Annotated in this window: 12 protein-coding genes and 1 tRNA gene; 5 read left to right on the top strand and 8 right to left on the bottom strand. The window is 72.0% G+C overall.

Annotated elements, in window-relative coordinates; translation table 11 throughout:
• Window positions 1-6 precede the first annotated feature (6 nt).
• From AC06E6_RS14560 to AC06E6_RS14570, 3 genes are all read right to left on the bottom strand, one after another.
• A complete protein-coding gene (locus tag AC06E6_RS14560; RefSeq protein ID WP_478061821.1) occupies window positions 7-1,863 on the bottom strand; it encodes a hypothetical protein in 1,857 nt (618 codons plus the stop codon).
• Window positions 1,860-2,804, bottom strand: a complete 945-nt coding sequence (locus AC06E6_RS14565) for a glycosyltransferase family 2 protein (protein ID WP_240211723.1) — start codon at window positions 2,802-2,804, stop codon at window positions 1,860-1,862. Before AC06E6_RS14565 ends, AC06E6_RS14560 begins: the two co-directional genes overlap by 4 nt.
• Before the next feature lie 66 nt (window positions 2,805-2,870).
• Entirely contained in the window at window positions 2,871-4,718 is a 1,848-nt protein-coding gene (locus AC06E6_RS14570) for an ArnT family glycosyltransferase (protein ID WP_240211724.1), read from the bottom strand.
• A 40-nt stretch (window positions 4,719-4,758) separates the two neighbouring features.
• Between AC06E6_RS14570 and AC06E6_RS14575 the strand changes: the two genes are divergently transcribed.
• The 4 genes from AC06E6_RS14575 (at window position 4,759) to AC06E6_RS14590 (ending at window position 9,235) form a co-directional block, all read left to right on the top strand.
• Window positions 4,759-5,709, top strand: a complete 951-nt coding sequence (locus tag AC06E6_RS14575; protein WP_478061823.1) for an AAA family ATPase — start codon at window positions 4,759-4,761, stop codon at window positions 5,707-5,709.
• A 1-nt stretch (window position 5,710) separates the two neighbouring features.
• On the top strand, window positions 5,711-6,667 hold the full coding sequence (locus AC06E6_RS14580) for a DUF58 domain-containing protein (RefSeq protein WP_240211726.1): 957 nt from the start codon (window positions 5,711-5,713) through the stop codon (window positions 6,665-6,667).
• Between the two features lie 67 nt (window positions 6,668-6,734).
• Window positions 6,735-8,711, top strand: a complete 1,977-nt coding sequence (locus AC06E6_RS14585) for a transglutaminase TgpA family protein (RefSeq protein ID WP_478061825.1) — start codon at window positions 6,735-6,737, stop codon at window positions 8,709-8,711.
• The gene (locus AC06E6_RS14590; protein ID WP_240211728.1) at window positions 8,708-9,235 is read left to right on the top strand and encodes a Slp family lipoprotein; all 528 of its coding nucleotides are present in this window, start codon (window positions 8,708-8,710) and stop codon (window positions 9,233-9,235) included. The genes AC06E6_RS14585 and AC06E6_RS14590 overlap by 4 nt, the downstream gene beginning before the upstream one ends.
• 66 nt (window positions 9,236-9,301) lie before the next feature.
• Here the strand turns inward: AC06E6_RS14590 and AC06E6_RS14595 are convergent, their stop codons facing one another.
• From AC06E6_RS14595 to dnaX, 5 genes are all read right to left on the bottom strand, one after another.
• A complete protein-coding gene (locus AC06E6_RS14595; RefSeq protein ID WP_478061827.1) occupies window positions 9,302-10,600 on the bottom strand; it encodes a hypothetical protein in 1,299 nt (432 codons plus the stop codon).
• Window positions 10,601-10,632: 32 nt separating this feature from the next.
• Window positions 10,633-10,983, bottom strand: a complete 351-nt coding sequence (locus AC06E6_RS14600) for a histidine triad nucleotide-binding protein (RefSeq protein WP_478061829.1) — start codon at window positions 10,981-10,983, stop codon at window positions 10,633-10,635.
• 51 nt (window positions 10,984-11,034) lie between these two features.
• Window positions 11,035-11,634 (bottom strand): recombination mediator RecR, encoded by a 600-nt coding sequence (gene recR, locus AC06E6_RS14605; RefSeq protein ID WP_104938201.1) that lies wholly within the window; start codon window positions 11,632-11,634, stop codon window positions 11,035-11,037.
• Between the two features lie 93 nt (window positions 11,635-11,727).
• Window positions 11,728-12,048: a YbaB/EbfC family nucleoid-associated protein gene (locus tag AC06E6_RS14610; protein WP_104938200.1), complete on the bottom strand. Its 321-nt coding sequence runs from the start codon at window positions 12,046-12,048 to the stop codon at window positions 11,728-11,730.
• 6 nt (window positions 12,049-12,054) lie between these two features.
• Entirely contained in the window at window positions 12,055-13,974 is a 1,920-nt protein-coding gene (dnaX, locus tag AC06E6_RS14615; RefSeq protein WP_478061831.1) for a DNA polymerase III subunit gamma/tau, read from the bottom strand.
• A gap of 331 nt (window positions 13,975-14,305) precedes the next feature.
• On the opposite strand from dnaX, the gene AC06E6_RS14620 reads away from it, so the two are divergent.
• A tRNA-Ser gene (locus AC06E6_RS14620) sits at window positions 14,306-14,398 on the top strand.
• Window positions 14,399-14,422 lie beyond the last annotated feature (24 nt).

Genomic DNA, 14,422 nt, shown 5'->3' on the forward strand with positions numbered 1-14,422 from the left:
CCCGTCTCAGCGCGCCAGCCCGACCCGGCACCACTGGTACGGGTAACGGCCCTGGCCGATGCGGCTGTCCAGGGTCACGCACGATCCTTCATCCAGCAGCAGCCCGTAGCCGGCCAGTTGCTGGCGTGCCTGGCCACGCGCCTGTGCCGAGGCATCCACCGGTTCCTGGCTGGCGCCGCGACGCGGCCCGAGGCGGCACTGCCCCGGGTCGGGCACCTCCACCTCCGCGCGCAATCCCCGCGCCTTGCCGGCCAGCCAGCGCAGGCGGTCGCAGCCACGCCCCGCGGTCAGGCCGAAAACCTGCGCCCAGCGGTTCAGGCGTGCCCAGCGCGCCCCATCCTGGCGCTGCGCGGCAGGCAGCATCGCGAAGCGCTGTTCCCGCGCCTCCACCATGGCGGCCAGTCGTGCGCGGTAGGCGGCAGACTCGGGGAAATTGGTCGCTACTCCCACATAGCGCGCCTGGCCGGGCAACCACGGCACGCGCCAGGCCTGCGGATCGCCGCCCACCAGCAGCACCACGCTGCGCTCCGGCGCCGGCATCGGCGGCGCCTCCACGCTGAAACCCTGGCGCGCCCAACGTTCGTGCCCCCACGTGTTCCAGCCCAGCAGCGAGGCCACCGCCACCACGCCGATGGCCCAGCCGCCCACCTGGCCCGCGCGTCCACCCGGCAGCAGGCGCTGGCACAGGAACCACAGCACCAGCGGCGCCAGCAGTTCCAGCACGACCAGGTAGCGGTGGATGCTGAACAGGCCCTGCCAGAGCACGTAGCCGATGCCGAAGAACACCAGCACGCCCCGCATCGCCGGTGCGAACGCCGGTGGCGCCAGGGCCCCGCGCGCGAAGCGGCGCAACAGCAGCGCCAGGGTCGCCAGGTACAGCAACGGCCAGACCAGCTGCAGCAGCCGGATCTCGCTCACCCGCAGCGGATCGACCGCGAACTGCAGCGGCCAGGTCAGGTGTTCCCAGGCGCCGCGCGGCAGCCAGCGCACATCGGCCACCGATATCGGCGCGGCCAGCGGCCCCTGGAACAGCGCGTTGAACTGCGGGAACAGCGGGTTGCCGAATGCCTGCCAGACCCGCAGGTACCACCCGCCGGCCAGTGCCGCGGCCACCACCAGCGCAGCCAGGGTCAGCACGCCCGCGCCGGCCAGCCGGCGCCACCATGGGCCGCCCGCGCACACCGCCGCCACCCCCAGCGCCACGGCGTAGATGGCGTTGGTCAGCTTGAGCGCCACGGCGACGCCGAGCACCGCGCCCGCCACCGTCCAGGCCAGCAGCTCGGCGCGGCGCGCGCCGTCGGCCTGGCGTCGTTGCGCCAGCAGCACCATGTACAGCGCCGCGGTCACGAACAGCGCGGTGGTGTTGTCGGCCATGCTGCCGCCGAACTCGGACAGGAAGCCGCTGGTACACAGCCCCGCCACTGCCAGCAGCGGCGCCAGCCGGGCCCGTCGCGGCTGCCCGCGCAGCGCGAGCCAGGCGATACCGGCAACCGGCAGGAACACCAGGCCATGCAGCGCCCCCAGCGCGAACCCCGCCAGCGGTGCCGGCAACCGCGCCATCAGCAGGTAATGGAACACATCCAGCAACGGGCTGAAGTAGCTCTGCATCTGCGCGGGCGCCAGGTCCTGCAGCAGCCGGCCATGCAGCAACGCATAACCGTTGTAGAGGTGATAGTTGCGCAGGTCCCAGTTGGCGTCCTGCCCCAGCAGCAGCGAGACGATGCCGCCGGCCAGCATGATCGCCGCGGTGGCGCGGACCACGTTGCCGGGCGTATCGAAGGCGAACCAGCGTTCCAGCACGACGGCGAGGCGGCGCAGCGGCGCGCGGATCCGTCGCGCGCCAGACACGCGGACGGCGCTCATTGCCCGTCCCCGCCGGCCCGCGCCGGCGCCGGTACGGCCAGGTAGGCCATGTGCTTGGCTTCGATGCGGCCACGGGTCACCGTGTCCAGGATCAGCCCGCAGGCCAGCAGCAGGAAACCCATCAGCGCCAGCGCCGCGCACAGGACAGCGGTCGGGAAGCGCGGCACCAGCCCGGTCTCTAGGTACGTCACCAGCAGCGGCACCGCCAGTACCACCGAGAGCACCATGCTGGCGATGCCGCCGATGGAGAAGAACAACAGCGGCCGCTCGCTCTTGAACAGCTTGGCGATGGTGCGCAGGATCCGCCAGCCGTCGCGCCAGGTACTGAGCTTGCTCTCCGAGCCCTCCGGGCGCACGCCGTAGGCGGTATCCACCTCGGCCACCGGCATCCGCAACTGCAGCGCATGCACGGCCAGTTCCGTTTCGATCTCGAAGCCACGCGCATGGGCCGCGAACGAGCGCACGTAGCGCCGCGAGAACACCCGGTAACCGGACAGCATGTCGTCGAAACTGTTGCCGAACAGGATGCCCGCGCAGCGGGTCAGCAGCACGTTGCCGATGCGATGGCCCGGGCGATACGCCGCTTTTTCCTGGTCACGGCGCGCGCCCACCACCATGTCCAGGCCGTCGTCGAGCAGCCGCCGCACCAGCCGTGGCGCGGCCGCCGCTTCGTAGGTGTCGTCGCCATCGACGAGCACGTAGACATCGGCATCGATGTCCGCGAATCCACGCCGCACCACGTTGCCCTTGCCCTGCAGCGGCACCTCGATCACCCGCGCACCCGCCGCCCGCGCCACCCCGGCGGTGCCGTCGCGGGAATTGTTGTCCAGCACGATGATGTCCGCCCCGGGCAGGTGGCGGGCGAAATCGCCGACCACTCTGGCGACGGTGGCTGCCTCGTTGTAACAGGGCACGAGGACGGCGATGCGGGTTCTATCCATGACTATCGGTACCAGCGACAAGGAACAGGCAAACGGGGGGGCAGCGGAAGCGGCCGCGAGAACAGGTCAGCGCGCGACCTGGAAGGGCTGCTCCCACCAGTCCTCGACGCTGCCGTCGGTGCCGTGCAGGCGCAGGCCGAGCCAGTGGCGGCCGGGCGGCAGCGCGCGGACATCCAGGCGCGCGCGGAAACCGACGCGGGGATGATGGGGATCGGTGGAGATCTTCCAGAAGCCGGTCACGTCGTTCTCCAGCCCGTAATCGGCCCGCGCCGCGACCTCGCCGTCGACCAGTATCTCCACCGCCGCCAGGCCCACGCCGTCCTTGAAGGCCCAGCCGGCCACCTCCAGCGCGTCGCGCGCCTGCGCCCCGGGCAGCGGCGCATCGACCCAGGCCATCGCCGGGGTGACGCAGGGGCCGGACGGCTTCGTCGCGGGCAGCCGGAACAGCAGGAAGCGCTGGTAGCCATGATCGGTGGACACCACCCGCGGCGGCGGCAGCGGCCCCACCAGGGCGCACACCTGGTGGTAGCGCGCCAGCAGGTCACGGTAGCGCTGGTCACCGGGCGCCAGCACCAGCAGCCGCGGGCCGCTGCGGCGTTCTTCCCCGATCACCCCCCACAGCGCCAGCTGCGCGGTACGCCCGTGCTTGTCGTTGAGCGGATGCGGCAACACGTGGATGGACGCGTCATCGCGGAGGAATCCCAGCTCGGCACCCACCTTGAAGCTGCCGGCCAGCACCCGGGTACCTTCCGGCATGGCCGCCAGCTCCTCGCGCACCGCGTCGGCCAGCGGCTGCCAGCCGGCGAAATTGCGTGGGTAGAACTTATTGCCGGCAAGCTGCGCGCGCAGTGCCGGCGAGGCCGCGGTCAGGTAGTAGCCGAACGCACAGGCCGCGCCCAGCAGCACCAACGCCCAGGCGAGCCGGCGCCAGCCGCGGCGCCAGCGGCCCAGGACCAGCGGCACCACCACCAGCAGGGCGAAATAGCCCGGCAGTGGCCAGTGGAAGCTGATGCGCTCGACGTCGGTGAAGAACCCCAGCAGGAAGATCGCGAGCGTGGAAACGCCGCCGACCAGCGCGAAATAGCGCCATTGCACGCGGTGCTGGTGGCCGGCGGGCTGCGGGCGCAGGCCGGAGACGCACGCCTGCCACAGTGCGATGCACAGCAGCGGCGTCACCAGCAGCGGCTGGATGACCAGGAACCACAGCCCACTGGCCTGGAAGGCCCACGGGTGGCGCTCGACCAGCTGGAACTTCAGGCCGGCATCCTGGTTGTCCATGTTCCAGGACAGCAGCGGCAGCCAGGCGACGATGCCGACCGTCAGCGCCATCCACACCCGCGCGTCGCGCAGCGTGCGCCGGCCCTCCGGCAACAGCAGCAGCGCGATGAAGCCGACCGCGATCACCCCGATGAAGCGATAGTGGCTCAACGCGCCCAGCACCAGGCCGGCGGCCAGCATCAGCGCACCGCCGGCATCGACGCTGCGCAGCAGGCGGGCGCCGGCCGCCAGGCACAGCAGGGCCGCGAACGCCATGGGCACGTCCGGCACCGCGAGGATGCCGAGCGTCGCCGAAAGCGGCATCAACAGCGTCAGCGACCCGGCCTGCCAGCCCACCCGCGCACCGAACCAGCGCGTCGATACCCGCACCACCATCCACGGCAGCAGCGCCCCCATCAGCAGGAATGGCAGGCGGATGCCGAACGCATGGTGGCCGGCCAGTTCGCCGCCGAGCCGGGTCATCCAGGCGGTCAGCCCCGGCAGGTCCGAATAGGCGGCCGCCAGGTGCCGCCCCTCCTGCCAGTAGAACGCCTCGTCGACGAACAATGGCAGGCGCGCCGCCACGATCGCCTTCAGCACCGTGACCGTCACCCAAAGTACGACGAACGCATTGCGCGCACGCTGACCCACCTGCATTGGCGCTTAAACTCCCTTCGACCCCTGATCCGAGACGACCATGGCTCCGTTGCCGTCACCAAGAATGCTAACCGATGTCGCCTTCCAGGCCCTGCAGCAGGCGCAGCAGCAGGTCAACGCGCTGCTGCTGGGCAAGACCGCCGAGGTCAGGCTGGCATTCGTCGCGCTGCTGTCCGGCGGCCACCTGCTGATCGAGGACCTGCCCGGACTGGGCAAGACCACCCTCGCCCACGCCATGGCATCGACCCTGGGCCTACAGTTCCAGCGCGTGCAGTTCACCTCCGACCTGCTGCCCGCCGACGTGCTGGGGGTGTCCATCTACGAGGCGGAGAGCCGCGGCTTCCGTTTCCATCCGGGGCCGGTGTTCAGCAACGTGCTGCTGGCCGACGAGATCAACCGCGCGCCGCCGCGCACGCAGAGCGCGCTGCTGGAGGCGATGGCCGAGCAGCAGGTGACCATCGACGGCACCACGCATGCGCTGCCCGATCCGTTCTTCGTGATCGCCACGCAGAACCCGGTGGACATGTCCGGCACGTTCCCGCTGCCGGACTCGCAGCTGGACCGCTTCCTGCTGCGGCTCACCCTCGGCTATCCCGATGCCGGGGCCGAGCGTGCCCTGCTGGCCGGCGCCAGCCGCCGCGACATGATCGCGCAGACGCTGCCCAGCCTTGCCGAACAGGACATCCGCGACCTGCGCCTGGCGGTCGAGCAGGTACATGCCAGCAATGCGCTGGTCGACTACGTGCAGCGCCTGCTGGCGCGCAGCCGGCAGCAGCCCGGGGTTCGTGTGGGACTGTCGCCGCGCGCCGGCATCGCCCTGCTGCGCGCGTCCAGGGCGCATGCGCTGCTGGCCGGCCGCGACCATGTGCTGCCCGATGACGTGCAGGCGCTGTTCGTCGCCGTGGCCGGGCACCGGCTGGTCGCCGAGGCGGAGGCGTCCTCCGGCACCGCGCTGGCCAGCACCATCCTGCACGGCGTGCAGGTCGACTGAGATGCAGGCCTGGTTGCACGCCCGCCTGCAGGCCCTGCAGCGGCTCGCGCGCCCGCGCCGGCCCGAGTCGCTGCCGGTCACGCTCGACCGCCACCGCATCTACGTGCTGCCGACCGGCTTCGGGCTGTTCCTGGCCGCGCTGCTGGCGGTGATGCTGCTGGGCGCGCTGAACTACAACAACAATCCGGCGCTGCTGCTGGCACTGCTGCTTGCGGCCACCGCGCTGGCCAGCGCGCTGCAGGCGCACCTGCAGTTGGCCGGGCTGCGCGTGGACGCGGTCTCGGCCGAGCCGGTGGCGGCCGGGCAGCCGCTGCGGCTGCGGCTGGCACTGGCCCGCGACGACCGCCGCCCGCGCCGCGGACTGCGGGCATCCAGCGGCGCGGCCTTCGCCTTCGCGGACCTTGCCGGCAGCGATCGCACGGAAGTCGACCTGTGGTTGCCCACCGCGCGCCGCGGCTGGCTGCAGTTGCAGCGGATCCAGCTCGCCACTACCCAGCCGCTGGGGCTGGTCCGTGCCTGGAGCTGGATCTGGCCGGCGCCACCAGTGCTGGTCTACCCCGCCCCGGAACACCCCGCGCCGCCGCTGCCCGACAGCGGCGACGCCTCCACCCGCACCCGCCCGCATCCGCTCGGCGACGAATTGCAGCAGTTGCGGCCTTATCGCCAGGGTGATGCGCGCCGTGCGATCGCCTGGAAACATTCCGCCCGCCGCGACACCCTGCTGGTGCGCGAGTACGAACGCCCGGCCGGCACCGAACTGCTGCTGGACTGGCAAGCGCTCGGCCCGCTGCCGTACGAACGCCGCATCGCGCGCCTGGCGCGCTGGGTGGACGATGCCGAACGCGAAGGCCGCCGCTACCGCCTGCTGTTGCCTGGCCAGCCCCCGCTGGGGCCGGCCACCGGCGACGCCCACCGCCACCAGTGCCTGCGTGCGCTGGCACTGATGCCCGACGCATGAACAAGCCGACGGACCGCCGCTTTCCACGACAACATGGCGCGCACGCCGGCGCGCGCGCAGGTGTGCCATGACCGGGCGCGCCCGTTTGCCCCCCTTGAACCCGACCGCGCGCAACGCGGCACTGCTGACCACCGCGCTGGCCCTGCTGCCGCTGTTGCTGCAGTTGCCGGGCGTGCTGGCCGCGGTGTTCGCCGGCACCGCGCTGCTGGTGGCGCTGCTGGCCTGGCGCCGCCCGCTGCCGCTGCCGCTGCGCCTGTTGCTGGTCGCCACCATGCTGCTCGCGATCTACTGGCAGATGGGCGCATCGCCGGGGCGCGACACCGGTTGCGCGCTGCTGGCGGCGATGCTGGCGATCAAGTCCAGCGAACTGCGCAGCCTGCGTGACGCACGCAGCCTGCTGGGCTTCGCGCTGTTCGCGCCGTTTGCCGCCTTCCTGCTCGACCAGGGCCCGACCACCCTGCTGCTGTCGCTGGCGGCGGTCGCCAGCGCCCTGCTCGGGCTGCAACACCTGGCCGACGCCGAGACCGGGGCGGCGGCACAGCCGACCATGCTGCAGTTGCGGACCGTCGGCCGGCTGCTGGCGGTCGCGCTGCCGCTGGCACTGGCCGGGTTCTGGCTGTTGCCGCGGCTGCCGACACCGCTGTGGGGCATCCCCGAACGGGCGGTGGCGCGCCCGGGGCTGTCGGACACCATGGCGCCCGGGCAATGGCTGGACCTGATGGCCGACGACAGCCCCGCACTGCGCGCGCAGTTCATTGGCGCCGCGCCCCCGCCCGAACAGCGGTACTGGCGGGGCCCGGTGCTCACCCGCTTCGACGGGCGCACCTGGACGCGGCTGGAAAGCCAGCGGCGGCGCCCGCCACCACCGGTTGCCGGCGCCGCCCCGCAGTGGGACTACCAGATCGAGTACGAAGCCACCGAACGGCGCGAACTGGTGGCGCTGGACCTGCCGCTGGCCGCACCCGAGGAAACCTGGCTGGACGCCGACTACACCCTGGTGAGCACCCGGCCGCTGGCCACGCTGACCCGCTGGCACCTGCGTTCGGCGGCGCCGGTGCGCTTCCAGCAGGCGCTGCCTCCGGAGCTGCGCGCGCAGGCGCTGCAACTGCCGCGCGGCTTCAATCCACGCACGCTGGCGCTGGCCCGGCAGTGGCGCCTGGAGGCCGGCAATGACGACGTCGCCATCGTCCGCCGCGCGATGCAGTGGATCCGCCGCGACTTCAGCTACACCCTGAGCACGCCGCTGCCCGGCCGCCACGGCGCCGACGAGTTCCTGTTCGACTGGAAGGCGGGCTTCTGCGAGCACTTCAGTTCCGCCTTCGTGGTGCTGATGCGTGGCGCCGGCATCCCCGCGCGGGTCGTCACCGGCTACGCCGGCGGCACCCGCAACCGCTACGGCGACTACTGGCTGGTACGCAGGATGGACGCGCACGCCTGGGCCGAGGTGTGGCTGCCACAGCGCGGCTGGACCCGCGTCGACCCGACCGCGGCAGTCGCCCCGGAGCGTATCCGCGACACCCTGGAGGACCGCCTGGCGCGCGGCGACTCCGCCGGCGGCGGACTGGACATGGGAACGCGCTGGCTGCAGCTCGCGCAGGCCGGCGATTGGCTGCGCCGCAGCTGGAACGGCCTGGTGCTGTCCTTCGACGCGCGCCGCCAGCAGCGGCTGCTCAGCCCGTTCGGCATCGAGCGGCTGGAACCGGCGCAGCTGGTCGGGCTGCTCGCCGCCTTCGCGCTTGTCGCCGTCGCCGCCATGGCCTGGCTGCTGGCGCGCGGCGAACGCGAGCGCGATCCGCTGCTGCGCGCCTGGCGCCGGCTGGACCGCCGCTACACCCGCCTCGGCCTGGGCCGGCAGGCGCACGAAACCGCCGGCGCCTGGGCCGCGCGCGTGGACGCCGTGCGGCCCGGCAGCGGGCTGGTACTGCTCAGCCAGCGTTTCAGCGATGCGCGCTACGCTGGCGCCTCGTCGGACCTGGCTTCATTATTGCGTGACCTGCACAGGCACCGCCCCCAACCCGGATTACCGACCGGAGCACGAACATGAAGACCCGCATCCTCATTGCCATCGCCGCCAGCCTGACCCTGGCCGCCTGTGCCACCGCGCCCAAGCCGCTGCAGGGACAGTTCAGCACGGTGTCCCCGCGTGACAGCGTCGCGCAGAAGCAGACCGGCACGCCGGTGCGCTGGGGTGGCCGCATCATCGAGACCATTCCCGGTCAGGGCGAAACCTGTTTCCAGATGATCGCCCGCCCGCTCAACGGCAATGGCCGCCCGAGCACCACCTCCGCCGACGCCAGCGATGGCCGCTTCCTCGCCTGCCGCGCCGGCTTCTACGACCCGGCGGTGTTCGAGCCCGGCCGCGACGTGACCTTCATCGGCCGTATCGACGGCTACCAGACCACCAAGATCGGCGAATACGACTACCCGCTGCCGAAGATCGCCGCCGACGTGGTGTATCTGTGGCCGGTGCAGCGCGAAGTCGAAGTAGTGCCGGCCTACCCGTACGGTCCGTGGGGACCGACCTGGGGCCCCGGCTGGGGCTGGGGTTGGCGCGGCGGCTGGTGGTAAGCCCGGCGTCCGCAGCACACTGCAAACGCCGCCTTCGGGCGGCGTTTCCCGTTGTAGCCGCAGGGCTCACTCCAGCCTGCGGAGCGTCCAGTCGCCGTGACGCGCGCCGGGCTGCAGCGCCCAGCCCGGCGCCAGCGTCAGCACCCAGCCCTCGCCTTCCCAGCCAGCCGCCGTCTGCCGCACCCCGGCGTGGGCCACCGACAGCCGCTTCCAGTCGGTGGACAACAGCCCATCGCCGCGCACCTCCAGCACGCCCCAGGCGGCCGCGGCGCGGATCACGCCATACACCGCGCCCTGCGGTGGCAACGGCGTCACCCGGTTCGGATCGAAACTGAAACTGGCACCGTTGACCGGCACGGCCAGCACCGGGCCGTCGACCAGGCGCGCGCGCAGGGCAGCCACCACGCCGGCCTGGTGCTGCGCGCGGGCCTGCTCGGCGGCCGCCACCTCGGCCAGGCCATGGCGCGCGCCCGCGCGCTGGAAGGCGGCATCGCCGGCATCGGCCTGCATGCCCAGCGCGGCCGCGAGCAGCCCTGGCAGGCCGTCCTGCCGGTTCCAGCGACTGCGCCAGCCCGGCGCGGCACCGTCCAGCAGGACACCGTAGGCCGGCCCGGTGTAGTAGGCGAAGGAGCGGGCATAGGCCGTCACCGCGTCGCCACGGCGCAGATGCGCGGCGAGCCGGGCCTGCAGCGCGTCGTCCTGCGCGAGGATGCGCCCGGTGTACTCGGCGATGCCCTCGTGGCGCTCCATCGCATCCTCGGCGGCAGCCGCCTGCGGGAACCGCGCGTGGCGCCAGGCGCGGAAGGTCATCGCGTCGGCAATGGTCTGCCGCCGCTGCTCCGCGCTGGTTGCCTCCAGCGCCGCCGCCAGCGCACGCAGCTCAAGCCGCAGCGCCGTGCGTCCCTGCTCGGTCTCCAGCTGGTCCTGGTCGGCGTGGGTCGCGGCCAGCCCGATTCCGGCCTGGATGCGGTGCCAGGCCTCGTGCATGAGCAGGATCGAGCGGGCCGCCGGGTCTTCGGGCAGCGGCAGCATCAACATGGTCCAGGTGCGCCCGTTCCAGCCCACGGCGGTATTGGCGACCGGGACGTTGTCGGGCAGGCGGCCACGGAACACCGGGCCGTCGCGCTCCAGTGCGGTATCGGCCCCGTCGATGCTGGCAACGAACTGGCGGCTGGCCGGATCGACCAGCAGCACCGGCCCGCACAGGCTCACCCCCCAGGCCTTGCCGTCATCGGCCGCGCACAACTGCTGCATGCGCTGGAAGACCGCGCCCGCCGCCGATGCGTCCGGCAGCGCCTGCGCGAACCCCACCGACGGCAGCGCCAGCAGCAACAGGCCGATGCACCGGCGGAGGCGACCGCACACGGCCCGTATCGCCGGGTCCCGCGGATGCCGGCTCATGCCGCGCCGAAATGCCCCAGCGGCCCGCCGGCCAGCAGGTGCAGGTGGATATGGAACACCGTCTGCCCGGCATCCTCGCGGCAGTTCATGACGATGCGGTAGCCGTTCTGCGCGAAACCTTCCCGACGCGCGTACTCGGCGGCGGCCAGCGCCAGCTTGCCGACCAGGTGCGCCTGCGCCGGCTGCAGGTCGTCCAGGGTGGGGATGACCTCGTTCTTGGGAATGAACAGGACATGCACCGGCGCCTGCGGGGCGATGTCCTTGAAGCCCAGCACCTCGTCGTCTTCGTAGACGATGCTGGCGGGAATTTCGCGGCGGATGATCTTGCCGAAAATCGTATCGGTCATGCGGCGGCTCACTGGCGTTGAACGGCCTACAGCTTACCGCCCCGCCGTGGCCTATTCGCCGATTTCGCTGCGGCTGCCAAAGGCGTGCGAGAGCGTGCCGCGGTCCACGTATTCCAGCTCGCCGCCCAGCGGCAGGCCCTGCGCCAGCCGGCTCGGGCGCACCTTGTGGCGGCGCGCCAGCTGCGCCAGGTAGTGCGCGGTGGCTTCGCCCTCGACGGTGGAATTGGTGGCGATGATCAGTTCGACCACTTCGCCCTGCGCCAGCCGTGCCTCCAACTGGTCCAGGCCGAGTTCGCGCGGGCCGATGCCGTCCAGCGGCGACAGCCGCCCCTGCAGCACGTAGTACAGGCCGCGGTAGCTGGTGGCGTGCTCGATGGCCAGGCGGTCGGCCGGCGACTCCACCACGCACAGCGTCTCCCGCTCGCGGCTGGCGCTGGCGCACAGCGGGCACACCTCGGCCTCGCTGAAATCGCGGCACTGCGCGCAATGCCCGATCCGCTCGATCGCCTCGCCCAGCACCTGCGACAGCCGCAGGCCGCCATCGCGCGCGCGCTCGAGCACGTGGTAGGCCATGCGCTGCGCACTCTTCTGGCCGACGCCGGGCAGCACCCGGAAGGCCTCGATCAGTTGTTCCAGCAGCGGCAGGCTCATCGCATCGGGCTCATGGTCGAAACGAACGCGCGAAGCCCGGGGGCTTCGCGACGTGGGCAGTACGGGTGGCCGGGCGCGGCCGGCACAGCGTGATCAGAACGGGAGCTTCATCCCCGGCGGCAGCTTCATGCCGGCCGTGGCCGAGCCCATGCGCGCCTGCGACTCGGCATCGATCTTGTTGGAGGCGTCATTGAACGCCGCGGCGATCAGGTCCTCGACCATTTCCTGGTCGGACAGCACCGACGGATCGATGCGCACCTTGCGGCACTCCTTGCTGCCGGTCAGGGTCACGCTGACCATGCCGCCACCCGCACTGCCGGTGACCTCCAGCTTGGCCAGTTCTTCCTGGGCCTTCTGCAGGTTCTCCTGCATCTTCTGGGCCTGTTGCATCAGTTGGGCGATATTGCCGCGCATGGTTTCCTACTCTTCAAGGGGACGGATGGAATCGGGCACGACCCGGGCGCCCTGCGCGAGCAGGTGCTGCACCTGGGGGTCGGCCATGAAAACGGCCTCGGCCGCATTCTGTCGCTCGCCGCGCTGGCGGTCGGCGCGCTCGTGCAGGGTTTCGGCCGGCGCGTTGCCGGTCTCGATCACGATCTTCGGCGCGTTGCCCAGCGCCTGCGCCAGGGTCTGCGCCAGCGCGCCCAGCGAACGTTCGGACTGCAGGTACTCGAAGCCCGGCAGCAGCGCCAGCCGCAGCACGCCGTTGTGGTAACCGACGAACGCGGCGTTGGCGGCGAGCTCGCGCGAGGGCCCGGACAGGCCGCTGGTGGCGACCAGGTCCAGCCACTGTTCGGCGTTGTCCAGCGCGCGCGGTGGTTCGCCGGCCGCGGCCGTTGCCGGCGCCGCAGGGCGCGCGGCAGGCGCAATGGCGATGCCCTCGGCGCGGAATGGCGACGGTGGCGCCTGGCGTGGCGCCGGCGGCATGGAATCGGCCACCTCGTGGTGCGCCTGCGCCGCGGCGGTTTCCTCCATCCATGGCGGCAGGTCGTCGTCCGCGCGCGCCTGCACCGGGTTGGCGGCCGGCGCCGGGGAAAGCGACGACGCATCGGCCTGCGGCGCGCGCGCCGCCAGCGGCACCACGTCTTCGCGCTTCGGGGCCGCATGGGCGGAAACGGGGTCGGCGACCGGCACAGCCGCCACCGGCTGCGCCGCCGGTGCAGCGACGGCAGCCGCGGTCACGGCAGGCGTGGAACCGCCAGCCGACGACGACACCGCCCCGGTCCCCGGACCTTCGCCTTCCGGCACCGCCGGCACCGCACCGGCCGGGCGGAACGCCAGCATGCGCAGCACGGTCATTTCGAAACCGGCGCGCGGGCTCGGCGCCAGGTGCAGGTCGCGGCGGCCGCCCAGTGCCATCTGGTACCACAGCTGCACCACCTCCGGGCGCAGCCGCGCGGCGAACGCCACCGCGTCGATGCCGTCACCGGGCACCGGCGCGCCCGGCACCAGCTGCTGTACCTGGATGCGATGCAGGGCTTCGGCCAGCGCGTCGAGCACGCCGCTCCAGTCCGGCGAGAAATCGGCCAGGGTCGCCACGACCTGCAGCAGGCGCGCGCCGTCGCCCGCCGCCAGCGCGTCGAGCATCGCCGCCACCTGGGTGCGGTCGACGGTACCGAGCATCGCCCGCACCACGTCGTCGCGCAGCGCGCCGCCGGCATAGGCGATGGCCTGGTCGAGCAGCGACAGGCCATCGCGCAGCGAACCGTCGGCGCCGCGCGCCAGCTGGGTGATCGCGCCATCCTCGAACTCGATCTGCTCGGCACCGAGGATGCGCGTCATCTGCCCGCGGATCTGCTCCTCGTCCAGGCGCTTGAGGTTGAACTGCAGGCAGCGCGACAGCACGGTGACCGGCAGCTTCTGCGGGTCGGTGGTGGCCAGCAGGAACTTCACGTGCTCCGGCGGTTCCTCCAGCGTCTTCAGCAGCGCGTTGAACGCCGCCTTGGACAGCATGTGCACTTCGTCGATCAGATAGACCTTGTACTTGCCGCGCGACGGCATGTACTGCGCGTTCTCGATCACCTCGCGCACGTCGTCCACGCCGGTGTTGGACGCGGCGTCGATCTCCAGCAGGTCGATGTAGCGGCCGGCGTCGATGTCCAGGCAGGCCGGGCACTGGCCGCACGGGTCGGCACTGGTGCCATGCTCGCAGTTCAGCGATTTGGCGAAGATGCGCGCGATGGTGGTCTTGCCGACGCCGCGGGTGCCGGTGAACAGGAAGGCATGGTGGACGCGGCCGCTGTCCAGCGCATTGCTCAACGCGCGGACCACGTGTTCCTGGCCCACCAGCTCGGCGAAACGCTTCGGGCGCCACTTGCGGGCGAGGACGAGATAGGACATCAGGCAACCGTCTTCATCTGAACCCACATTGTGCCACGCCCCCGCTCCGCCGGCCCGCCCCGGACAGGGACGCGGCGGCGGCCGCTGAATGGATGGGCCGCGCCCGGCGCCGGGACGCGCACAGGCCGCCAACGGCCGGGGAACAGCGCCGGTCGCCGGCGGCCCGCCCCGTGCCGGCATGATGGATCGGCCGCGGTGCCGCGGCACCGGCGCCACCCCGCCGGGCGCGCGCGATGGCCCGGCGCGCGCCGCCGCACATTCGACTTGTGGCCGCAGCGCCGGCCCTATAGAATCTGCGCCCCTGCAGCGCCTTCGGGAAGCGGCAGGTCACGGAGAGGTGTCCGAGTGGTTGAAGGAGCACGCCTGGAAAGTGTGTAAGCGTCTAAACCGCGCTTCGGGGGTTCGAATCCCCCTCTCTCCGCCAAACAAATGGAAGCCCCTGTTTTTA

The organism is Stenotrophomonas sp. Steno-Z10-HUANG, from assembly GCF_056393075.1.